This window comes from Thermostichus sp. MS-CIW-38, assembly GCF_054058415.1.
In genome coordinates, this window is sequence record NZ_JBSSAH010000025.1 from 23,376 (window position 1) to 43,696 (window position 20,321).

Annotated in this window: 23 protein-coding genes, 1 tRNA gene and 1 pseudogene; 14 read left to right on the top strand and 11 right to left on the bottom strand. The window is 57.8% G+C overall.

The window, feature by feature from the left end:
- The first annotated feature begins 45 nt into the window (after positions 1 to 45).
- The 3 genes from ACVWXZ_RS09495 to ACVWXZ_RS09505 all read left to right on the top strand — a co-directional run bounded on the left by ACVWXZ_RS09495 (position 46) and on the right by ACVWXZ_RS09505 (position 2,980).
- Positions 46 to 2,217, top strand: a complete 2,172-nt coding sequence (locus ACVWXZ_RS09495; RefSeq protein ID WP_457445390.1) for an Rne/Rng family ribonuclease — start codon at positions 46 to 48, stop codon at positions 2,215 to 2,217.
- Between the two features lie 35 nt (positions 2,218 to 2,252).
- Positions 2,253 to 2,894 (top strand): ribonuclease HII, encoded by a 642-nt coding sequence (locus tag ACVWXZ_RS09500; RefSeq protein WP_011433421.1) that lies wholly within the window; start codon positions 2,253 to 2,255, stop codon positions 2,892 to 2,894.
- A 12-nt stretch (positions 2,895 to 2,906) separates the two neighbouring features.
- A tRNA-Arg gene (locus ACVWXZ_RS09505) sits at positions 2,907 to 2,980 on the top strand.
- 17 nt (positions 2,981 to 2,997) lie between these two features.
- Here ACVWXZ_RS09505 and msrP read toward each other — a convergent pair.
- The 6 genes from msrP to gvpA form a co-directional block, all read right to left on the bottom strand.
- Positions 2,998 to 3,954 carry a protein-methionine-sulfoxide reductase catalytic subunit MsrP gene (gene msrP, locus ACVWXZ_RS09510; protein ID WP_457410565.1) on the bottom strand — a complete coding sequence of 319 codons (957 nt, stop codon included), beginning with the start codon at positions 3,952 to 3,954 and terminating at the stop codon, positions 2,998 to 3,000.
- Positions 3,955 to 4,278: 324 nt separating this feature from the next.
- Entirely contained in the window at positions 4,279 to 4,698 is a 420-nt protein-coding gene (locus ACVWXZ_RS09515) for an LptA/OstA family protein (protein WP_011433424.1), read from the bottom strand.
- Between the two features lie 74 nt (positions 4,699 to 4,772).
- Positions 4,773 to 5,117, bottom strand: coding sequence for a gas vesicle protein (locus ACVWXZ_RS09520; protein WP_049749583.1), 345 nt, complete (start codon positions 5,115 to 5,117; stop codon positions 4,773 to 4,775).
- 32 nt (positions 5,118 to 5,149) lie between these two features.
- A complete protein-coding gene (gene gvpN, locus ACVWXZ_RS09525) occupies positions 5,150 to 6,034 on the bottom strand; it encodes a gas vesicle protein GvpN (protein WP_457482441.1) in 885 nt (294 codons plus the stop codon).
- A 79-nt stretch (positions 6,035 to 6,113) separates the two neighbouring features.
- Positions 6,114 to 7,145, bottom strand: coding sequence for a gas vesicle protein GvpC (gvpC, locus tag ACVWXZ_RS09530; protein ID WP_457482442.1), 1,032 nt, complete (start codon positions 7,143 to 7,145; stop codon positions 6,114 to 6,116).
- Between the two features lie 289 nt (positions 7,146 to 7,434).
- On the bottom strand, positions 7,435 to 7,653 hold the full coding sequence (gene gvpA, locus ACVWXZ_RS09535; protein WP_011429717.1) for a gas vesicle structural protein GvpA: 219 nt from the start codon (positions 7,651 to 7,653) through the stop codon (positions 7,435 to 7,437).
- Between the two features lie 304 nt (positions 7,654 to 7,957).
- Between gvpA and ACVWXZ_RS09540 the strand changes: the two genes are divergently transcribed.
- The 6 genes from ACVWXZ_RS09540 to aroH all read left to right on the top strand — a co-directional run bounded on the left by ACVWXZ_RS09540 (position 7,958) and on the right by aroH (position 11,455).
- On the top strand, positions 7,958 to 8,278 hold the full coding sequence (locus ACVWXZ_RS09540) for an Hfq-related RNA-binding protein (protein WP_414415719.1): 321 nt from the start codon (positions 7,958 to 7,960) through the stop codon (positions 8,276 to 8,278).
- Between the two features lie 316 nt (positions 8,279 to 8,594).
- Complete coding sequence (locus ACVWXZ_RS09545) at positions 8,595 to 9,278, top strand: V4R domain-containing protein (protein WP_414427600.1); 684 nt, start codon at positions 8,595 to 8,597, stop codon at positions 9,276 to 9,278.
- On the top strand, positions 9,275 to 9,526 hold the full coding sequence (locus tag ACVWXZ_RS09550) for a hypothetical protein (protein ID WP_457482443.1): 252 nt from the start codon (positions 9,275 to 9,277) through the stop codon (positions 9,524 to 9,526). The genes ACVWXZ_RS09545 and ACVWXZ_RS09550 overlap by 4 nt, the downstream gene beginning before the upstream one ends.
- Before the next feature lie 36 nt (positions 9,527 to 9,562).
- Positions 9,563 to 10,021 carry a globin family protein gene (locus tag ACVWXZ_RS09555; RefSeq protein WP_041436599.1) on the top strand — a complete coding sequence of 153 codons (459 nt, stop codon included), beginning with the start codon at positions 9,563 to 9,565 and terminating at the stop codon, positions 10,019 to 10,021.
- A gap of 269 nt (positions 10,022 to 10,290) precedes the next feature.
- Entirely contained in the window at positions 10,291 to 10,977 is a 687-nt protein-coding gene (locus tag ACVWXZ_RS09560) for a V4R domain-containing protein (RefSeq protein ID WP_011433433.1), read from the top strand.
- Positions 10,978 to 11,080: 103 nt separating this feature from the next.
- Positions 11,081 to 11,455 (top strand): chorismate mutase, encoded by a 375-nt coding sequence (gene aroH / locus ACVWXZ_RS09565; protein ID WP_011433434.1) that lies wholly within the window; start codon positions 11,081 to 11,083, stop codon positions 11,453 to 11,455.
- 384 nt (positions 11,456 to 11,839) lie between these two features.
- Here the strand turns inward: aroH and ACVWXZ_RS09570 are convergent, their stop codons facing one another.
- Positions 11,840 to 12,241: a hypothetical protein gene (locus ACVWXZ_RS09570; RefSeq protein ID WP_414330894.1), complete on the bottom strand. Its 402-nt coding sequence runs from the start codon at positions 12,239 to 12,241 to the stop codon at positions 11,840 to 11,842.
- A gap of 181 nt (positions 12,242 to 12,422) precedes the next feature.
- On the opposite strand from ACVWXZ_RS09570, the gene ACVWXZ_RS09575 reads away from it, so the two are divergent.
- A complete protein-coding gene (locus ACVWXZ_RS09575; RefSeq protein WP_457482444.1) occupies positions 12,423 to 13,229 on the top strand; it encodes a Ycf66 family protein in 807 nt (268 codons plus the stop codon).
- A 62-nt stretch (positions 13,230 to 13,291) separates the two neighbouring features.
- Here the strand turns inward: ACVWXZ_RS09575 and ppc are convergent, their stop codons facing one another.
- Positions 13,292 to 16,228, bottom strand: a complete 2,937-nt coding sequence (ppc, locus tag ACVWXZ_RS09580) for a phosphoenolpyruvate carboxylase (RefSeq protein WP_457482445.1) — start codon at positions 16,226 to 16,228, stop codon at positions 13,292 to 13,294.
- A gap of 273 nt (positions 16,229 to 16,501) precedes the next feature.
- Between ppc and ACVWXZ_RS09585 the strand changes: the two genes are divergently transcribed.
- The 4 genes from ACVWXZ_RS09585 (at position 16,502) to ACVWXZ_RS09600 (ending at position 19,568) form a co-directional block, all read left to right on the top strand.
- Positions 16,502 to 16,738 (top strand): hypothetical protein, encoded by a 237-nt coding sequence (locus ACVWXZ_RS09585; RefSeq protein WP_148202738.1) that lies wholly within the window; start codon positions 16,502 to 16,504, stop codon positions 16,736 to 16,738.
- 121 nt (positions 16,739 to 16,859) lie between these two features.
- Positions 16,860 to 17,054, top strand: coding sequence for a hypothetical protein (locus tag ACVWXZ_RS09590; protein WP_011433441.1), 195 nt, complete (start codon positions 16,860 to 16,862; stop codon positions 17,052 to 17,054).
- 26 nt (positions 17,055 to 17,080) lie between these two features.
- Entirely contained in the window at positions 17,081 to 18,193 is a 1,113-nt protein-coding gene (ribD, locus tag ACVWXZ_RS09595) for a bifunctional diaminohydroxyphosphoribosylaminopyrimidine deaminase/5-amino-6-(5-phosphoribosylamino)uracil reductase RibD (RefSeq protein ID WP_457482446.1), read from the top strand.
- Between the two features lie 346 nt (positions 18,194 to 18,539).
- Positions 18,540 to 19,568, top strand: coding sequence for a hypothetical protein (locus ACVWXZ_RS09600; protein ID WP_457482447.1), 1,029 nt, complete (start codon positions 18,540 to 18,542; stop codon positions 19,566 to 19,568).
- A 114-nt stretch (positions 19,569 to 19,682) separates the two neighbouring features.
- Here the strand turns inward: ACVWXZ_RS09600 and ACVWXZ_RS09605 are convergent, their stop codons facing one another.
- The 3 genes and pseudogenes from ACVWXZ_RS09605 to ACVWXZ_RS09615 form a co-directional block, all read right to left on the bottom strand.
- Entirely contained in the window at positions 19,683 to 19,904 is a 222-nt protein-coding gene (locus ACVWXZ_RS09605; protein ID WP_457482450.1) for a hypothetical protein, read from the bottom strand.
- A 67-nt stretch (positions 19,905 to 19,971) separates the two neighbouring features.
- Entirely contained in the window at positions 19,972 to 20,139 is a 168-nt protein-coding gene (locus ACVWXZ_RS09610) for a hypothetical protein (protein WP_457482448.1), read from the bottom strand.
- Between the two features lie 14 nt (positions 20,140 to 20,153).
- Positions 20,154 to 20,321, bottom strand: a pseudogene (locus ACVWXZ_RS09615) (RNA-guided endonuclease TnpB family protein); the annotation flags it as partial.

Below are 20,321 nucleotides of genomic sequence, written 5' to 3' on the forward strand. Positions count from 1 at the left end.
GGTTCAACCCGTAACCGCGTGCCCTTGGGGCGGGGAGGGAAGTTAATGCCCAGGCAGATTGTCATTGCCGAGCAACATCGAGTGGCAGCCGTCTTCGCCGAAGATCAAGTGCAGGAGCTGATCGTCGCCAGCGGCGCTCACCAAGTGGGAGACGTTTACGTCGGAATCATCGAGAACGTTCTGCCCAGCATCGATGCCGCTTTCGTCAACATCGGCCCTGCAGAGCGCAATGGGTTTATCCACGTCAGCGACCTGGGCCCGCTGCGCCTCAAGCGAAGTCATGCCTCGATTTCTGAGCTGGTCTTGCCGCAGCAAAAGGTGCTGGTACAGGTGATGAAAGAGCCTACCGGCAACAAAGGGCCAAGGCTTACCGGAGATTTGGCCTTTCCAGGGCGGTATTTGGTGTTGCGACCCTACGGAAAAGGCGTTCATCTGTCCCGCCGCATCGAGGATCGAGAAGAACGCAACCGTTTGAAATCCCTGGCCATTTTGATTAAACCCCCGCAGATGGGCCTGTTGGTGCGCACCGAAGCGGAAGGTGTGTCCGAAGAAGCGATGATCGACGACCTGGAGCAATTGAAGAAACTCTGGGAAGATATTCAACAGCAGTATCAGGCAGCACGGGGGCCGGGGCTACTCAACCGGGATGACGACTTTATTCAGCGGGTGCTGCGGGATGTTTACTCCGACGATGTGAACCGTATTGTGACCGACTCTGCGGCAGGAGCGAAGCGAGTCCGTAGCTATCTGCAGGGCTGGAACAAGGGCCAAATGCCCCCTGGTGTCGTTGTCGATGCCCACCGCGAGCCCACCCCCATTCTGGAGTATTTTCGGGTCAACGCGGTTATTCGGCAGGCGCTGCGGCCACGGGTGGATCTGCCCTCTGGTGGCTACATCATCATCGAGCCCACCGAGGCCCTGACGGTAATTGATGTTAACTCGGGCTCCTTCACCCAATCGGCCACTTCTCGGGAGACAGTGCTGTGGACAAACTGTGAGGCGGCTACCGAGATTGCCCGCCAATTGAGGCTGCGCAACATTGCCGGTGTGATTGTGGTGGACTTCATCGATATGGATTCCCGCCGCGACCAGTTGCTGGTTTTGGAGCATTTTAACAAGGCCCTCTCCAGCGACAAAGCTCGCCCACAGGTGGTCCAACTGTCGGAATTGGGGCTGGTGGAGCTCACCCGCAAACGGCAGGGGCAAAGCCTTTATGAGATCTTCGGCCATTCTTGCCCTACCTGTGAGGGGCTGGGGATCCTGGCCCGCTTGCCGGGGGCCGAGCCAGGGCATCTGTTAACAATAGAAAGCGGCCTGACGGTAACGCTACCCACCGAGGCGGAAGGAGGGGATGAGGAAGAGGCCGGCCCGATCCTGCCCCGCGATGGCAACCCCCAACGGGCACGCCTGCGAGTGGGGAGCGATGGGCTGTCTCGAGGCGATAGCCGTGCGCTGCTGCGGCGGTCGCGCTCTGCCCCCGGACAACGACGCCCCAGCCCGGATCCCTTTACGACTTCAGACGATCTGGAGGAAGAGCCACGGGTTGAAACGGGACGCAAGCGTCCCCGTGAAGACTGGGGGGATCCCCGCACTGGCCAGCGCCTCGTTGCTCGGAGCCTGGATACTCCTGTAGAAGAGGAAGCCCCAGAGCCGATGCAACTGCCAGGGGGCGGAGCAGACCTAAAGCGTCAAGAACCCCGCCGTTCTGGCCCTGGGGAAGAGGCAGAATCCGCCTCACGCAAAGATCACACTTCCCCAGCCCGCACCGTTCGCGCCAGCGGGACGGAGTCCTCAGAAGGCCGTCCGGCTCCGGTACGGCAAACCGTCACCGTGGAGATGACCCCGTTACAACAACGGGTCTACTCGGAGTTGGGGCTGTCGCCGCTGTTGCTCCTTGACCAGCCGCCGCCTTGGGGCCGAGACACGGCGGTTAGGGTGGTTCTGCCGGGAACTGTCGAGGTGGAAAGTAGCCCAGAGGTGGAGACTGAGGCAACTTCTCAGGCGGAGGAGTTGGCGCCCGAACCGGGTGCCTTGCAGGAGAAGGAGCCGCTGGATACCGTTTCTCCACCCGAACCCTCGGAACCCGAAATCTCCTCTGCTGAATCGTTCCCGTCAGCCGTGCAGAGCAGCTTGGCCGAGCCAGCCGCGGAACTGGGGATCAGCCCTGCCCAGCAATCTCCAGCAGCCTCCAGGCGACGGCGCTCCCGCAGCAGTTAGGCGCTGCTCTCAAGCCCAGGGGCAGGCATGGGAGTATGGTGGAGCGGGCAAGGCCGAGTTTGATCTGGGAGGGATCCCTTTGGCAGCAGGGGATCCTGCGGGTGGCGGGGGTGGATGAGGTGGGGCGGGGGGCCCTGGCCGGGCCGGTAGTGGCGGCGGCGGTAATTTTGCCGGCCCAGATGGATCCCAAAGAACTGGAGGGAGTGAGGGATTCCAAACAACTGCGTCCGCAGCAACGCGCTCAATGGGCGGAACGGATTCGGCAGGTGGCTTTGGCTGTGGGCGTTGGCAGTGCCTCTGCTGCTGAGATCGACCGGCTCAACATTCGCCAGGCCACGGTGCTAGCCATGCAGCGGGCTTTGGCCAAGTTGGATCCAATCGAACACATTTTGCTGGATGGATTGCCGCTGGCCGAGCTGGGATCCCGGCAAACGGCCCTGGTCAAGGGGGATCACATCAGCCTCTCCATTGCCGCTGCTTCAGTTGTGGCCAAAGTCTGGCGAGATGCCTTGATGCAGAGCTGGGATCGGCAGTACCCCGGCTACGGCTGGCGCACCAACGCTGGCTATGGCACGCGGGAGCACCGACTGGCGTTGCAGAACTTGGGGCCCACCCCGCAGCACCGCCGCAGCTTTGCCCCCTTGGCAGAACTGAAAGTCAGCAGATATGATGGTTAATGCAGTTGCATTGCCCACGTAGCTCAGTGGACTAGAGCACTGGGTTCCGGTCCCAGGTGTCGGAGGTTCGAATCCTTTCGTGGGCGTCTTCAGGCATACAAGTTCAGCCATATAAGTGGGCAACATACTCTCCGTACCCGTTGTAGGGCAAGGTGGGAACGATTTGCCACTGGGAACGGGATCCGAAACCGATCAAGACTTCCTGCTCCTGTGACCAGCGGGGGTGGGGCACCCTAGGATCCACATTGGCCTCAAATCCATACTCCTCAGGGGCGAGGGTATTCCAAAACGTAGAGGGTTGATGATCCAAAAGCTCGATTTTGACGATGGATTTTCCCCCCTTAAAGCCATACTTCCAGGGAACTACCATGCGAATTGGCGCTCCGTGCTGTTTGGGCAACGGCTTGCCATAAACGCCGAGGGCAAAAAAGGCCAACTCGTTAGCCATTTCCTCGATCCGCAACCCTTCCGTGTAGGGCCAAGGCAAGTTGGGGGGCCAGATCGGGCCAGGCATGATTTCCGAATCGTAAAAGGAAGTAAAGCGGACAAATCGAGCCGTCGGCAAGGGATCCACCCGTTCCAGCAACAGCCGCATCGGAAAGCCCAACCACGGCACCACCATCGCCCAGGCTTCCACACAGCGAAAGCGATAGATGCGCTCTTCGAGGGGGAAGTTAAACAGATCTTCCAGGCCCAACCGCTGAGGATGCCGCACCAGCCCGGTAATCTCGACAGTCCAGGGATCCGTGGGCAAAGCCTGTGCAGCCCGCCAGACGCGCTTTCCGGAGCCAAACTCGTAAAAGTTGTTGTAACGAGCAGCTACAATCTCCTCGGTGACGGGCCTGCCCACATCCGAAAAGTGGGGGTTGAGTGGGATCCCCCTCAGCTCTCGTTCTACCGAGGGAGCAGCTCCCCTGCTGCCAAACCCAAAAATAGAAAAACTGGCTCCCACCCCAACGGATCCCAGTTGCGCTAGAAATTGCCGCCGGCTGAAAAACATCTCTTCTGGAGTGACCTGTGCCTCTCGTTGCCAGGGGTGAGGAACTCGGATCCCGAACATCCATCAGCCATCCTTTGATTCAGAGTCAGGGAAAAAGTCTGCCGCCCGAACTACTACATCCTAAATGAATTACTACATCCTAAACGGATCTAAGCCGACATTCCCCGAGCTCGTTTCCAGCGCTGCCCCATGTGTAGTCATTTCAAATGTAGTCATTTCAAACAGCAATGAAACGATTTGTTATGTCTGTCCCTGGCTTCCCTCTCCTTTTGAGAGAGGGGTTGGGGGTGAGGGAAACCCTGCAGGCTGGGATGATCGGTGACGAAATCACGGTATAGCCGTGTTGGCTGAGTCCGTGCTGCTGGAAAAAAGTGTGGGGATCAGCTAAGGACTTGAGCTGGGCTCCGGCAAAACGTAGATGGACTCCACTTGCCGCCCTGCCGATGGCACTGCCTGGATGGTGCCCTTGTCGATGTGGTAGATGACCTTCTCTGCTTGCAACTGATTTTCCCCTTGGTTGATGATGACCTGGCCCTCCAGCTCAATGCGTTGCTCCTGGCTGTAATACACAGCTCTTTGGGCGCGGGCCGTAAGCCGCTCGGCAGGAAAACTGAGGGTGACATTGCCAATGGCCGTAAAAACCCCTGTGTTGGCGTTGGCCTCCTGCACATCGGCGCTGATGCTGATGGCACGAGGATTTTGACCCCAGGCCGGGATCCCAAGGGCCAGCACCACACCCACAGCCCAGCCCAGCGTCCCTAGCCGCTGCCAACCCTTCCGGTCAAACGCCATCTCCAAAGCCATGCCCCATCACCCCGTCAAACCACCCCAGCAGCCAGTCTAGCCCGTCAATCCAGGTCACAATGGCGGGGGGCAGCCTATGGGTCCGTTCCCTTTCCCCCCTGGGGCAGAGCTTGGGCAAGCTGTCTTTCCAATTCGGCAACCCGCTGCATGAGCTGTCGGTTGGCTTCCAGCAGCTCCCGCGCCTGGCTGTTGAGGTAGGGATCCGACTCCCACCAATTGATGCCGATCTCCTTGGCCTTATCCACCGAAGAAATCAGCAGGCGAATGCGCACATTCAGCAACTCCACATTGCCCACCGAAACGGTGATGTCTCCGGCGATCACAATGCCCTTGTCCAGCACCCGCTCCAGCACATCGGCCAGCGAGGAGCCATGAGTAGCCGTGGTCAAGGGTTGAGAGCTAATCGGCACAGAGTTCATCGACCTCCAAAGCGTACCAACAGGCAAAAGACTCAGCCAGGCAGTTGGTCTAGCAGATGATTCAGCAGCTGGGATCCCTCTTCATAGCGCTTGCCAGCCCGGGGCAACAGCACATCCGCACACAAAGCGCGAAAATCGGCATTCTCTTTGCTGACCGCCAGCTCATGTTCCTTGACAATGCGCCCGATCATCAAACAACTGCGCAGGCTGGGGTGGCGCGTCAGATCCAACTTGCGGCGAAAAGCCCGCACAATGTGGACGATCTTGAGGGCGTCGGGGCCGGATAAGCCTATTCGCGAGGTGAGAATCTCCTTTTCGGTCTCGATGTCCGGCTCCCCCATATCGATGGTGATCATCCGATCCAGCAGCGCATCTTGGGCCCTGTGAACCCCGGTATATTCCTCCGGGTTAGAGGTAAAAATGGCCCGGAACTGGGGATGCACCCGCAGATATTCCGAGCGGTTGCTGTCCGGCGGCAACACCAGCAGCCTCTCCTCCAAGGCACTCAGGAGAGCATTGTTGGCCTCAGGGCGGGAGCGATTGAACTCGTCGTAGATGAGGGTAAACCCCTCTCGGCAAGCCAAGGTGAGGCGGGCATCCACCCAGCGCTGCTGCACATCCTCCTCCGTCTTCACCACCGAGTGAATGAAGTTGTCCACCACCCGCCGATGGGTAAAACCGGTGCGCCCCCCGATGAGGTCGGAAGAATCGAAGCGGTCATCCCCATAGATCAGCATGATGGGGCGGCCCAGCAGGCTGGCCAGATGCATCGCCAAAGTGGTTTTGCCCGTACCCGAAGGCCCCCGCAAATGCACCGCAAAGCCCGATTGCAAATAGCGCAAAGCGCGGCGGGTAATCCGCTCAATGTAGGGGGTGTTCACGAACTGGCGGGGACGCGCCTGCAGAACCGTGGCCATGGAGATACTCAACCTCTTTGCTGCCCTAGACTCCTTTGCCTTGACTATAGCCCGGATGTTCTTCCTGCGCTCGGCACAACTAAACTGCGACCGTCCCCGACACCATGCGCCGCAGCGTAGCCAAGATTTCCGAGGGATCCAACCCCAGATCCACCGCGCCGCGGGCCAACAAATCCCGCACCCGTTCCCGATCCCCAATTACCTGCAGCAGGGTCAAGTTGGGATCCTGCGCTTGTAGATCACTCACATACTTGTTGACATAGTCAAGGATGGGATCTACCTGTTTCTCAACAGTAGGCGGAACTTCAGGGGGTTCAGGCGTTATTAAACCCTCCGAGGGCTGGGGCTGGGGAACAGAGACGGGAGCAGGCGGCTCCACCGGGGCTTGGTCTTCGGCTATGGGCGTTGAGTCAGAGGCAGATATTGGCGCCTCACCGGCAATCTCAACGGAACTGCCAGAACCTTCACCGGAAATAGAGACCTCAGGTTCTGGGGCGAGGACAGGGATCCCATTGCCCCACACCTGCTTATGCAACTCCGCCCGGAAAGTGGCCAGGGATCCCCGCAGGGCCTGGGCCTGGGCTTGCTGTTCCTGAGCCATCTGAGCCAGCTCCTGTCGAGCCATTTGCCGGAGAGCCTGTACCCACTGCCGCAAATCGGCGCAAAAAGACTGCCGCGCTTGCTGAGTTTTGTCGGCCATCGCCTGCCGAGCCTGCGTATAGGTGCTCAGCAAATGCTCCACAGCCGCAGTCAAGTTAGCCCGGAAAGCCTGCAATTGCTGCCGGCTGACTTCCAATTGAGCAGCCCGTTCCCGCTCCAGGCGAGCCAGACGCTCTGCCACCGACTTGGCCCGCTGAGCCGCCGCTTCCGAACGGGAGCATTCGTCCAGGGATCGCCTCACAGCCCGCTCCTGCCTCAGTTTCTGCAATTGGCTGTGGGTTTGCTCCGTCTGGTGCCGTATTGCTTCTTGTCGTTGCTGGCGGCGCTGCCCCAGCTCAACCATCAGGGCTTGGTGCTGCTCTAGGCGCTGCTGCCGGGATCGGCTTAACAAACTTCGATTCTGAGCCACCCGCTGGCTGCGGGCCATGGCCCATTGTTCCTGCAAACTCATGATCTCCAATCCCTCACGTCGTTTTCAATGCTTGGGTGGATACAGCTTCTCTGCCTGTTCCCAACTCGATGGCACTGCCAACCTGTAGCTCAGTGCGGCTGCAAGACTCAATCCTCGAACAAAACCCGCAGAAGCAAGGCAGAGACCGGCGGTGGATCCCTGCCTCGCTTTCCGACGGCTAGCTTCCTACGCCTCCGCCCAGAGAGCATAACTCATCCAACCATTGCGATGCTCAAGGCGAGAGGGTTGTGGGCACTTTCCTTGGTTGAGTGATTTTGGTTAGGCAGATTTAGACGGCAGGAGCAGCAGCAGTAGCCGTCAGACCCACAGCCTCAGCGTACTTCAGGTAGGTTTCCACAGAAGCCACAACGACGCGGGCTTCAATGGCCAACAGCTCGATCCCAACCAAAGAAACCCGCACCCAGGCATCGACCACGATACCTTTATCCAAGATGCGATCGATCACTTCGGCCAAGCTGGACGAGGAGTTCACTTTCTCTACTGCCATAACGATCTCTCCTGCACTGATACTGCTGATACTGATGAGGGTTGAAAAGGACAGACAACTCGGCGGCAAAATGGCATGTAGAAGGGATCCCAGCTGAGGATTCACCTTCCCTAGGGCGACAGCCGCACCCTCTATCACCCTAGCCCTATTGTGCTGGCTTTTTTCGGGGAGAACACCCGTAGATTCGCTTAAAAAAGACGGCGAACTCGAAAGGTTTACCGCTTTTCTAAGCGCCATCCCCCCTACATAGTACTCGCCAGCAGAAAAAATGGGCAAAGATGAGGGCGAGTTTTGAGCCCAAGTTGTGGAAGTGTGGTGGAGGGGCAGTGGGAAGCGGCAGGGATCCCCTATACTGGGGGCAGTGGGCTTGCTGACATACCGTTTCTCGCTGGCTGATAGGGCTGTCGTGACCGATTTCAACACCGGGATCCCGAGCGTGCGTCGCCTGCAGAAGGTCATCAAGGATCGGGAAACCCTCGAGGTCAAACTCAATACCGGAGATGTCTTCGTCGGCCAGTTGCGCTGGCAGGATCCCGATTGCCTCTGTTTAGCCGATGCCGAGGGGCGGGAGTCGCTGCTGTGGCGGTCTGCCATTGCTTTCATCAAGGTCAGGCCTCAGTCTTAAGTACTGCTCCGGATCCCTGTACAGCTCTTCTTCCCAATTTTTGAATAAATCTTTACAACAACTCAGGGCTTTTCTGTTGAGGGCAGTTTTCTCCAGTTGACCCACTCCTGCTGGGTTTTTGGAGTGGTTGACTACCCTGCCGTCGCCCTGAGTCTATCCCAAAGCCGTCCCCCATTGCTCCGCAACGCTGTTGCAACTGCGTCAGCGGGCCGGAGGCCTTGAGGACGAGGCTTTAGACCCAGTTTTTTGGTAAAAATGCCAATTAAGAAGGGTATGATAAGGAGTGTTAAAAAATCTGATCTCTCCTCACCCAACCATGACGACTGCCCCCATTGAGATACCGCTTCAGCCCGCCGCCCAACGGCATAACCACTACAGCCGCGAAGACTTTTTTCGCTTTGACCTCTCCCAGGGATCCCTTGTGGACTGGACGGGCGCCCGCAATGTCTTGGTGAGCGAAGACTTTATCCTGGGTTTACAGCAGGGCCTGGAGGAAGAAGTGGGAGATGCCTCGGCTTCTCTGATGTACACCATTGGCCGAGAGTGGGGACGCAACGATGCCCTCCATTTTTCCCGCTGGTTTGAGGAGGAATATCGGCGCCACCCCAAGCAGAGTAATCTCATGTTTCTCTTGGAAACCTGGTGGTGGCCTCTGACCTCGCAAGGATGGGGGCGCTGGGAGGTGGAGACCGAGAGTCGGCGGCAAGGGTTTATTTTCATCAACCTCTTTGACTCCGCCGTGGCCCGTACCCTGGGGGATGTGGGCAAACCTGTCTGTCATCTTTACGCCGGATTGTTTGCCGGCTTTTTTAGCACCATGGTGGAACGGCAACTGAACTGCATCGAGATCCAGTGCTACTCCATGGGAGAAAGCTACTGCAAGTTTTTGCTCGGCAGCAAAGATCGCATCGATGCGGCTGCCTTCTGGCTAAACGAAGGGGCCAGTGCCAGCGAAATTGCCCAAAAATTGCGTTCAGGCCAGGGAGTAGCCAAGGCATGACCTGGAAGATTGCTTTAGAAGATTCGGTGCAAAGCTTTTTTGCCCGTCTAAATTGGGATAACCGCCCCCTACAGAGGCGCACTCTGCCGATGCCTTTTCTGCAAGTGCGGGAGCATTTTGGCTCCATCCCCTGGGCCGGGGATCCCCTGAGTTTGGCCGCGCATTCTCTGGGATCCCTGTCGGCAGCACCGGAACCCGAGCCGGAAGAAGAGCAGATCACCTTGGCAGATCTGTTCAGCTTGTTTTGAGTCTCCTAGCACCCACTGACATCCGGAAGAAGCGAGATGGTAAGCCCCTTGGAGCAGATGCTGATCGAGTCGGAAGCCCGCTACCTCAAGCCAGAGGAGCTGGAGCATCTGAAGGCCTATGTTCTCGGCTGGCCAAAACGACAACATGTGTACCGAGTTTTGCGGGAACGGGAGAGCCAGGTGGTGAGCAAAACCCTAGATGCCCTGCAAAAGGAGATGCCCGACCTTTCTCCCCAAGTGTTGGATCTGTGCCGGCGACACCTGCTGTTGCTGCTGCGTCACAGCGCTATGGCCATGTTGCTGCAGGACGAAAACCTCCTGAAGGAGCGGCTGCTCGAGTGGATGGAAGAAGAGGTGCGCCTGTACGGGCTGCAGAGGGTTTATGAGGTTGCCTATCGGATTTTCCAGCAGGAGCTGAGAGACCATTTGGCTCCTGGAGAGTTGGAGTTTATCCGCCCTTTGATCACCCAGGTACAGGTGGCCTTGCTGTTTTAGAGCTAGATACTTTTTTGCTTTTTGCATTTTTCGGTGCTAGAGCGCTCTATCTCAACTAGCCGGAGACTTCAGTGTCGTTGGAGTTAATGTTAGCGTTGTAGTAAATCTGCCCAAGGGGTATTCAATTGCTGGAGGGATCGCCATAAGATTTGGAGCGTAAACAACCGTTCTCCCAGCTCAACAACCAACGAACTGTCAACTGCACCCTGCTCCTATTTGGATGCTTAAAGCTCAATAACGACTTGGATTGGATAACCAGGGGATCCCTTATGACCGGCACTAGCTCTATCTCCAATGGCTCAGTCACCTTTGATCCCTACACGCCCGTTTTGGCCAACTACTACACACCCAGCGCTTATCTGCGAAGCGATTTGGAATCGGGCTTACTGGAAAGTCGCCACGGTGAACGTCTCTTGGCCCTTCCAGAGGCATTGCTGCGGGGCATCTACACGGGCCTGGAATACGAGACCGGCCAGGCTGCTCGTTTGGTGTTGCGCAACTGTGGTCGGATGTGGGGCAAGGAGTTTTTCCGCCGTTTTGCCCAAGAACTCTCCGACTACTACCAGAAGCCTTTGGCCGAGCTAGAGATGGGCACCTTTCTGCAAAGTCTGAGACAAGCCTGGAAAGCTCATGGCTGGGGATTGATCGAGATCGACTGGACTTACAAAGATCAAGGAGTGCTGGTGGTGTCGATTCGCAATTCCCCCTTCGCTGCCGTCACGCCTCCCCATTTCAAGCGTCCGATGGGCTTTTTGGAGGCAGGGCTGTTGGCCACCTGGTTTAGCCAGCTAACCGGCCAGGATTTGCTCTGCGTGCAAACCGCCAGCGAGGCTTTGGGAGCGAAGAGCAATTTGTTTGTCGTAACCGCTGCTGCCCGCCTCAAAGAGGGAGAAGCCTGGGTGGACTCCGGCCTCAGCCACGAGCAGATCCTGGAAAAGCTCCTGCAGCCCAGCTAGGCGATGGGGGCTGGTTTTCCCCAGAGGGATGGGATCCCAACAGGGATGAGTCTGTATAATTTTCTGGAAGCAAGGCGAGCTCAAGCGCGCGAGGGTGTGGCCATTGGGGTGGCGAGTCAGAGCAATTCGGGGAGCCATCACCGTACCTACAAACAGTGCCGAGGCCATTGGCGCGGCGGTGGCTGAGCTGCTGGATACGCTAGAGCACCGCAACGCCCTCGATCCGGCTGAACTAGTCAGCGTTATTTTTTCCGTTACCCCTGATTTAAATGCAGCTTTTCCCGCCCAGTTTGCTCGTCGTCGCCCCGGTTGGGAGTCGGTGCCTCTGTTGGATGTGCAACAGATGGAGGTGAGCGGCGACTTACCCCGTTGCATTCGGGTTTTGATCCAGTTGAATACTCCACTTGCTCAAGCGGACATGCAGCATGTTTATCTGCGAGGTGCCCGCGAGTTAAGGCCAGATCTCAGCACTGTTTGATCGATCCATACAGCACCAGCACAGGGTTGACACTCTCACCGACTAAAGTCGGGGGATTTCTACACTGGAGGTGGGACAGTCTGTTGCCATGGGCAACATGGGGCATGATGGATCCCGGATTTGCCCCGCTTATTCTGGGGGAAAAGAATGGCTTAACTCAAGTTGATCCGGGTCGTATCACTACTGATTTGGGAAGGCGCAGAACATCCAGATTCACTCATAGACTTACTTGGACTTACAGTCATTTTAAACAGGTATGAAACATTTCCATCCAGCTCCCCTTTCTTTTTGGGAGATGGGGTGATGGCAGCGGCACAGAGCACTTGGGGGGCTTCTCAATTAGCTTAAAATGACTCTACTTAAGATAAGAGTAGATCTGAGAGCTCAAGGAGACAGCTTTTCTCGCAGACGGTTTTCCCACTGTTGCAGTTGCTCTTGGCGAGCGGCCACCTCTGCTTCGCGACGGCTCAGCTCTTGGCTTTGCCGAGTCAAGGATTGCCGCCAGCTTTCAATCTCCGACAGATCCACCAGACTGTGGGTTCGGGATAGGTTGTGCAACATCTCCACCAGCTTCATGGCTGCCTCTTCCACCCGCCGTACCTGCCGCTCTTCCGAAAGCTCAACCAGCAGCAACACCCCAATGTTGTAAGGGCCAACCTCTTTGCAGGTGACCCCTTCTGGCTTGCGCAGCGGCATCCAAACCCCGTCCTCGGCCTGCCGGGCCAAGAGCTGCAGCTCCCCCTGGCCGAAGAGACTTTTTTTGTGTACCCGTGCCAGATACAGCATGGAACATGCAGGAAGATGCTGCCGATTTTAGCACCGATCCCTTTTATTGAAGAGGGATCCCGTCCCTACACCCAAACCTGGGTTTTGTTGTCCGTGCCACCAGGAGGATCAATGCTAGGATCGGCTGTGGAATGGATAAGGCTCAACGCTCTCCCGTCTTCATCGTTTAGGGATCCCTGGCATGTTTCTCACCCAAAGCCCCTACTTTTTGATGGCAGCGCTGGTGGCGATTGCCAGTGGAGCCATCTTTGCGGTTCGGTTCATCAAGCGCGAGGCCTCCGCTGAGTACGACGTGATTTTTGCCACGATGGGCCTGATCTATTCCGTCTGTTTGCTCTTGGAAGGTCAGCGGCTCATTCCGTTGCTGTTCTTTGCCCAGGTGCTGTTGGCGGTGATGGCCGGCTGGTTTGCCCTCGAAACTTTCCGGTTGCGCATCCTCTTGAGTGAAAAGGCACGGCAGGTGGGCGGGGCTCGTCCGACCGTTCGGCGGCAAGGCTTTGTCCGCACCTATTCCCCGGATGGCTATGCCCAAGGACGCACGGTTTCCACCCGGGCCGAGGGATCCCGTATCCGCGATACATCCTCTTACAGTCGCTCCATTCCTGGGCGCAGTGGTGAAGATCCTAGCCGTCGCCCCAGGCCCCAACTGACCGGCGATACCCGTGTGCGTCCACGCCGCCGACCCGAAGGGGATGAGTATTACGAGGAGCCAGGGGTCCGCCCGCGTCAGGATACGGACTACGATGAACCAGCACCGCCGCCAGAGGCCCGCCGCCCCCGTCGTCCTGCCACCGAAGAGTATCCAGAGGATGTGGATGTGCAGGAAGAGCGCAGCACAGGTACAGCTACTCGTCGCCGTCCCCCACGGTTGCCCCAAGACCAAGGGGAAAGCTACGCAGATGAACCCCCCCGCCGTCCTTCCCGCCGCGTTGTCGAAGTAGAGCCAGTAGAGGTGGAGCCAGAAGAGTATGATGACGATCTGTTCTGATAGGCTCTCAATGCCGATCTGAACTTGATAGAAGCAGCGCCAGGGTCAATTAGTCGGATCCCTCAGCCTGTGTTGCGCATCCCGGCGGCAATGCCGTTAATGGTAAGTAAAGCTCCACGCAGAAGTTCAGCTCGGTCGTAGCGTGTTCGTCCGGTGCGGGATCCCTGACGCTCCCGCAGGCGCTTGAGGAGAGAGACTTGAATAAAGCCCAAGGGCACAATAGAGCGGTTGCGCAACTGCACCGAGCGCTTCAAATAAGGGTCGTTCTCCAACAGTTCCCTGTGGCCCGTAATCTGCAGCACTATTGTGCGAGTACGGTGCATTTCTTGGGCAATACACTCAAACAGCTCCATCGCCCGCTCTAGACGCTCTGGAGAGCTCATCTCCCGCACGTAGTGACGCGCTATTTGCAGATCCACTTTGGCCAGAGTCATCTCCACTTTGGAGATCACCATGCGGAAGAAAGGCCATTCGCGATACAGGTGCTGCAGGTGGTTGAGGTTGTGCTCGCCCCTGGCCACGTATTCTTGTAGGGCGGTGCCAACCCCATACCAGGCCGGCAAGAGAAAGCGGCTTTGCGTCCAACTGAATACCCAGGGAATGGCCCGCAGGGATCCGATGTCTTTTTGGCTACCGCTGCGGCGGGCGGGACGGGAGCTGATCTGCAGTTGGCTGATCTCTTCAATGGGGGTGACCTCGTGGAAAAACTCCACAAAACCTTCCTGCTCATAGACCAGGTTACGGTACACCTGCCGGGAGCGCTCCGCCAAGGATTCCATCAGGCGCGACCACTCGTGCAGATCGTTGGGGTAGGTGCGCAGTAGGCTGGCCTGGATCACGGCGCTGGTGACGGTTTCCAGGTTAAAAATGGCCAGATCCTGGAGGGAATACTTGGAGGCCAACACCTCTCCCTGTTCGGTAATTTTGATGCGGCCCCCCACACTGCGCCCTGGCTGAGCCAAGATGGCCTCGTAAGCCGGGCCCCCTCCACGGCCCACCGAACCGCCCCGGCCATGGAAGATCTGCAGCTTCACCCCGTAGGATTCGGCCACCGTCTGCAGGCGTTGTTGAGCCTTGTAAATCTCCCAGTTGCTGCTCAAAAAGCCGGAATCTTTGTTGCTATCGGAGTAGCCCAGCATCACCTCCTGTAGATTCCCCTGCTGAGCCAAGTACTGGCGATAGAAAGGGATCTCCAGCAACTGCCGCAAAACTTCCGGGGCCCGCTTCAGGTCTTCGACGGTCTCAAACAGCGGCACCACCGCCAGGGATCCGCGACCGCTAATGGGATCGTAGAGCCCCACCTCCTTGGCCATCAGCAGCACCTCCAACAGGTCGCTCAACTGGCGGCTCATGCTGATCACATAGGTTTGGCAAATGGCCAAGCCGAATTCCTGCTGCATGCGGCGCAGGGTGCGAAAGGTGGCGATCAGCTCTGCCGTTTTCTCGGAAAAGGCGATCTCCAGCGGTATCAGAGGCCGACGTGTTTGTAGCTCCTGCAGGAGAAAGGCGGTTTTTTCCTCTTCCGTCATCTCGTTGTAGGGACGCGGCAAAATGCGCAAGTACTCGAAAATCTCCGTGAGAGCGGCTTCGTGGTAGCTGCTGTCTTGGCGGATATCCAGATGGGCCAGGTGAAAGCCAAACACCTGTACCTGTTGAATGAGATGATCCAACTGACGGCAGGAAAGGCCGCTGTTTTTCAAGCTTTTCTGGATAAGCTGCAAGTCGGCCAGAAATTCTTCTGCGTTGGCATAGGCGTTGTCCACGGGGGGAGGGGTGGGCAAACAAGCGGAGTCGGCCAAGTTGCGGTTGCGCTCCCGCGTCAACTCCAGCCGCCGCTGAATGTAGCTGAGCTTGAGGCGGTAAGGCTCCTGGCGATATTGCAGCGAAAACGATTCGTAAACCTCGGGCATGAGGCGGTGATCCTGCTCAAGGGCATCCAGCAGTTGGCTGTCCACATCCCCCCAATGCAGGGAAATGCTCAAGGTTTTGGTGAGAGCCTTCACCGATTCGATGTACTTGCCCAGGATGAGGTTGCGCTGATAGCGAGCCGTTTGCCAGGTAACATCGGCGGTGACGGAAGGGTTGCCATCCCGATCCCCGCCTACCCACGAGCCGAAGTTGCAAAATCCTGCCGGCGGTGGCTCGACGCTGGGAAAAGCCTTTTTCAAGCTGCGGCTGAGGTACTCGTGCAGCAGGGGGATGGCCTGAAACAACACCTCTTCAAAATAGTGCAAAGTGTAATCGACTTCGTTCAAAACAGTCGGCTTGGACTGATGCAACTCGTCGGTGCGCCACCAAAGCAAAACTTCTTCCGCCATCTGTTCTTTTATCATCTGGGCCTGCAAAGGCTGGGTTTGTTCTGCCCAATCCAGTTGGCCGAGCAGGCGAGAGAAAGCTCGTTGCTTCTCGCGGATGGTGTGGCGGACGATCTCGGTGGGGTGGGCGGTAAAGACCATGCGAATGTGCAACTGCTCTAGCAATCTGCGCAGTAGGCCCGGCGGCACCCCTTGAGCCCGCAGGTAAGGGAACAGCCGTTCAAATTTTTCGTTTTCTCGCACGGTACGTTGTTGGCTATCCACCATGCGCATGTCCGAGTCTTCTGCCCGTTCGTAGTGCTGTTCAACAATGTTGATCAACTGGAAGAAGAGGGCAAAGGCCCGTGCCGTTTGGATGGTGGCGTCGAGGCTGAGGTACTCGATAATTTGTAGTACCTCTGGGATCGGGTACTCCAGGGCTTGTCCTTCTGGGGAACACATGGAACGCAGTCGCTGCAACAGATCCACCAGAGACTGACCGCACTCCTGTAGAATCACCGATTCCCAGAGTTCTTCCACCAATTGCAGGCGACGGTTCAACAGGTTGTTCCTGCGGTTGAAGGCTTCGTTGACTTGAAGGGAATGGGCCAAGGGATCCCGTTCCCCAAACAGGGATGCCTCCTTCAGCCCGTTGGCAGAACCCGCTGCCCTCTCTGCAGCGGTCAGGTGGGGGGAAGAGGTCATGAAGGCAGCTCCTAGAATAACCATCCCAATATTAGAGCCTGTTTGTCGAAACGGCAGATGTAGCCGGTATCACGCTCAGATTGCGGTCTTCTCCGCGTCGGATTTTGTAGTTGAGCCTACAAATTGCAAGAAAAAAGTGTTTTACCTTGCCGCAATACCGGTCTAACGCCTTGTTGACAGGAGTTCTGGTGGCTGCCACCCTGTTTATCAACGCACATCTGCTGGATCCCGACCAGGGATTGGACGAGATCGGGCAACTGGGTTTTCACGTCGGTGGGGGATTTTTGTCTGCCGGCGGATGAGGCGGGGATCCGCTCAGGGGTGACCACGGTGGTGGAGGCGGGGATCACCTTCCCGGCGTTTTGTGCAACGGTGGCGTCAACTGCCCAGACGCGGGTTTATGCTTTGATCCTTCTCTGCTCTACATCGCCACTGCGGATTTCATCGCCCACCGCCTCAGGCTGGCTGTGGATTGGAAAAATCAAGATCTGGATCGGGCCAGAGCAGTGATCGAGACCCATCGCCAGGTGGTGGTTGGCCGCAAGGCTCGTCCCACCCTCAAGCTGGGAGAGAGGGAATCACCCACGCTCACTTCCGCTCTGATTCTTGGCGAAGAATATGCCTGCCGATCATGATTCATCTGGGCCGCTTCCCGATGGATGAGGTGTTGGATCCCTTCGATTTGTTGGATCGCCTGCGTTCGGGAGAGATTGTCAGCAACGAACAAAAGGCCCGCGCCCGCGACTACGCATTGCAGGTGGCAGAGCTAGAATCCAAGGCAATTGCAGCTTTCAACCGCAAGTTGGCAGCCTTGTCACCGGCTTGAGCCGCTCTGGAGCGGATGCCCATTTTATGATTTCGGATCAGCAGTGGATGGAACGGTGTCTATCCCTGGCCCGTTCCACACCTCAGCGTCCCTCTCCCAATCCGCGGGTGAGTTGCGTGATCGTGCAGGGGGATCGGGTGGTGGGGGAAGGCGTTCATCCGGGGGCAGGGCAGCCCCATGCGGAGGTGTTGGCTCTGCAACAGGCGGGATCCCTGGCCAGAGGGGCAACGCTCTACGTCAACCTGGAGCCCTGCAACCACTATGGGCGCACTCCCCCTTGTACCGAGGCCATCCTAGCTGCCGGGATCCGGCGGGTGGTGGTGGGGATGCAGGATCCCAATCCCTTGGTGGCTGGCAAAGGGATCCGCCGCCTGCAGGAGGCGGGGATCGACGTGACGGTGGGAGTGCTGGAGCGGGAGTGCCAGGAGCTGAACGAGGGGTTTGCCTTCGCCATTGTGCGGCAACAGTGTTTCGGCCTGCTGAAATACGCCATGACCCTGGATGGCAAGAGCGCCGCCGCCACCGGCCACAGCCGCTGGATCAGCAACTCTCCGGCGCGGCAGTGGGTACACCAACAGCGGGCCTGGCACGATGCGGTGATTGTGGGATCCCGAACCGTTTGGCAGGATAATCCGCGCCTCACCTGTCGCCTGGCGGAGTTGCAGGGATCCCAGCCGTTGCGGGTGGTCCTCAGCCGTTCCCTGAACCTACCTCCCGTCGCCCATCTGTGGCAGGTGGAAGAAGCGCCGACATTGGTGATCACGGAAGCCCCAAAGATCCATCCCCTCTGGGGATCCCTGGCCAAGCAGGGGGTGGAGCTGCTGCATCTGCCCCAGGTAACCCCCTCGCGGGTGGCACAAGTGCTCTTTCAGCGGGGGTGTCTGAGCGCCCTCTGGGAATGCGGGGGTACGCTGGCCTGGGCAGCCCTCAAAGATGGGGCGATCCAGAAAGTAGCCGCCTTCATCGCTCCCAAGATCCTAGGCGGAGCCGCTGCGCCAACCCCGGTAGCAGGGGAGGGGATCCCTGATGTCAACCAGAGCTGGCAACTGGTGGAGCCCCGGCTGGAGACCTTGGGGGATAACTGGTTGATCATCGGAAAGATCTCCTCTTCAGTTGGCCGCAGTGACTTACTACAGTAACCAGCTTTCAATTGCCATGAGGTTTCTGAACGAACAGGCTGCTGTCTTTTCAATGTAAATGGATATACTCATCAGAAAAACACAACATTTCTGCAAAGTGGGGTTCAGAATTGAGCTCAATTGTGCTAGGCTGGTCAATGTTTTGGGGGGGTCAATTGACGTTTTGGTAAGGTCAGCAAAATCAAGCTGTAGGGATCTATCGAGATTTTCCTGAGGTGAGCCTTGCAAACGGCAACGACGAAGACTCTAGCCGCTTTGTCCAGCCCTTCTTTGCTTGCCCAGTGAGCGGCTTGAAAGTCGTCCTATCTCATTTTCAAGTACAAATCCCAGGATAAGGAAGGGCATTGTGTTGAATCTTTTTGCCAGCCTGCTGTTTGCATCCGCTTTCCTCAGCCCATCGGGAAACGTCGTCATCGAGGGGGATCCAGGGGAGTGGGTTTTCGCCGATCATCAAGTCCTAGAAGGGGTTACTCTAACCCTTCTCACACGGCCTGGAGAGAGCTTGGCCTCTTGGAGAGAGATGCTCTCCGTCATGGACGTTCATGTCCAGGGATCGCCGCGCTTTCTCGCCAACCACATGCGGGACAACCTCCTGGCCAACTGTCCCCAAACGACTTGGGAGTTCCATCGGGAGAGCGAAGAAGATGTGCTCTACGAGTTTCGCAGTGCTGGCTGTCGTGGAACGGTGAGTGGAGTTGAGGAACATGAGATTGGCCGGATCACCCGAGGCCCAAGCGGCAGTGTGCGCATTGCCTATGCCGCAAAGCCAGAGATGACGTCCGAAGTGCGAAGCCGCTGGCTGAACTTACTGGGCAGCGAGGTGGGGACAGCTCAGGGTTTTCCCATTCGCAACCTCAGCGGGGCGATTGCACAGCCTTCTTCCCCGGTTTCGGAAGCCCCAACCGCAGAGCGGCAGATCGCCCGGTGGCTGCAGGAAGCAACCGATGCCCTGAAGCAGCAGGAAGATTTGCTGGCCGAGCTGGATCGCCTAGGTCAGGAAGCGCAGGCGGATGCCCGTGCCTACAGCCAAGGAACCCCCAAAGAGGCGGGGCTAAGGACAATCGGCCTGTACCGAGGTCGGGGGGACGGCAGCCCTGGCGAGGCCACAACCGAGTTCAAGACCACTGACACCTTGATCTGGGCCATCTTGCCAGTGGGCAACCTTCCTGTCAACGCCAAGGTGGAGATGCTCTGGTACTACGAGGGCGGAGAAGCCGGGGGCGAGCAACTGATCCGCAGGCTAGATGTTCCCTGGGATCCCGGCGACACGGTGCAAGGCTATTTGAGCTTCAGCCAGCCCTACACCGGCCGCTACCGCGTCGAGATTGATGTCAACGGCGAGAAGGTGGGAGTTGGCCGCTTCACAATCCAATAGTCTCCTGCAAGAAGTACCCCTCCTACGGGGTTACACAGGCTTGGGGGTGGACAATCTCCATCACCAACTCCGACGGGGTGAAGACTGTTGTGCTGGGATCCAGAGGGGGGCTTGCTATCCTCGACGGGTTCTGCTGACAGGCCTGGCTTTGAGGTTGTAGATAAGGCTGGTGCGGTATTGCAACAGCAAATTGCGCAGATAAAGGGGCAAGTTGCGTCGGTAGAGGGAGCGGGTTTTGCGGTAGATAGACTTGCTGCGCCGGTTAATTGCTTGGCTGCGCCGCTGCAAAGAGGTTTGGAGTGGACGTTGGAGTGCCAGGGATCCGGGCGCACGCATCAACCTTGGCCGTACCATATCCCCCCTCGAGAGCGGCGTTGAACGTTGGATCCAGTGTAGGGGATCCTCAGGGAAGCAGCCGCCAGCGGGTCAGCCTATTCTGCAGGTGGTCTGCCCAGCTTGCCGAGATCCCGGCAAAAGCTTCATCCCTCTCCAGATCTTGCAGCAACTGCCGACCCAGAGGTGCCAGACGGTACCGGTCGGTGATCCCCTGCCCATCCACTTCCCGTCGCAACAGCCCTACGTAAACTACCCGACCCTGACTGCTTCGCAGTACAGGGCGGGCTTTCGGTAGCCCTGCAGTTGGCAAGCCAACCACGGGCCTCTAGGCTGGTTTACAGCAGCCCCCAAAAGCGCAATCACATTCGCACCATTCAAATCCGCATCCCCTTCCCATCCACAGTGTCCACACTTAAA

Coding starts and splice junctions, on each gene's coding strand:
- gvpN (WP_457482441.1), bottom strand. CDS start 6,034: ATGGCCACGGTTCTGCAGGCGCGTCCCCGCCAGTTCGTGAACACCCCC.
- ACVWXZ_RS09590 (WP_011433441.1), top strand. CDS start 16,860: ATGATTCATCTGGGCCGCTTCCCGATGGATGAGGTGTTGGATCCCTTC.
- ACVWXZ_RS09560 (WP_011433433.1), top strand. CDS start 10,291: ATGACCGGCACTAGCTCTATCTCCAATGGCTCAGTCACCTTTGATCCC.
- ribD (WP_457482446.1), top strand. CDS start 17,081: ATGATTTCGGATCAGCAGTGGATGGAACGGTGTCTATCCCTGGCCCGT.
- ppc (WP_457482445.1), bottom strand. CDS start 16,228: ATGACCTCTTCCCCCCACCTGACCGCTGCAGAGAGGGCAGCGGGTTCT.
- msrP (WP_457410565.1), bottom strand. CDS start 3,954: ATGTTCGGGATCCGAGTTCCTCACCCCTGGCAACGAGAGGCACAGGTC.
- ACVWXZ_RS09520 (WP_049749583.1), bottom strand. CDS start 5,117: ATGAACTCTGTGCCGATTAGCTCTCAACCCTTGACCACGGCTACTCAT.
- gvpC (WP_457482442.1), bottom strand. CDS start 7,145: ATGAGTTTGCAGGAACAATGGGCCATGGCCCGCAGCCAGCGGGTGGCT.
- ACVWXZ_RS09495 (WP_457445390.1), top strand. CDS start 46: ATGCCCAGGCAGATTGTCATTGCCGAGCAACATCGAGTGGCAGCCGTC.
- ACVWXZ_RS09570 (WP_414330894.1), bottom strand. CDS start 12,241: ATGCTGTATCTGGCACGGGTACACAAAAAAAGTCTCTTCGGCCAGGGG.
- ACVWXZ_RS09515 (WP_011433424.1), bottom strand. CDS start 4,698: ATGGCTTTGGAGATGGCGTTTGACCGGAAGGGTTGGCAGCGGCTAGGG.
- ACVWXZ_RS09555 (WP_041436599.1), top strand. CDS start 9,563: ATGGTAAGCCCCTTGGAGCAGATGCTGATCGAGTCGGAAGCCCGCTAC.
- gvpA (WP_011429717.1), bottom strand. CDS start 7,653: ATGGCAGTAGAGAAAGTGAACTCCTCGTCCAGCTTGGCCGAAGTGATC.
- ACVWXZ_RS09575 (WP_457482444.1), top strand. CDS start 12,423: ATGTTTCTCACCCAAAGCCCCTACTTTTTGATGGCAGCGCTGGTGGCG.
- ACVWXZ_RS09500 (WP_011433421.1), top strand. CDS start 2,253: ATGGTGGAGCGGGCAAGGCCGAGTTTGATCTGGGAGGGATCCCTTTGG.
- ACVWXZ_RS09605 (WP_457482450.1), bottom strand. CDS start 19,904: ATGCGTGCGCCCGGATCCCTGGCACTCCAACGTCCACTCCAAACCTCT.
- ACVWXZ_RS09545 (WP_414427600.1), top strand. CDS start 8,595: ATGACGACTGCCCCCATTGAGATACCGCTTCAGCCCGCCGCCCAACGG.
- ACVWXZ_RS09550 (WP_457482443.1), top strand. CDS start 9,275: ATGACCTGGAAGATTGCTTTAGAAGATTCGGTGCAAAGCTTTTTTGCC.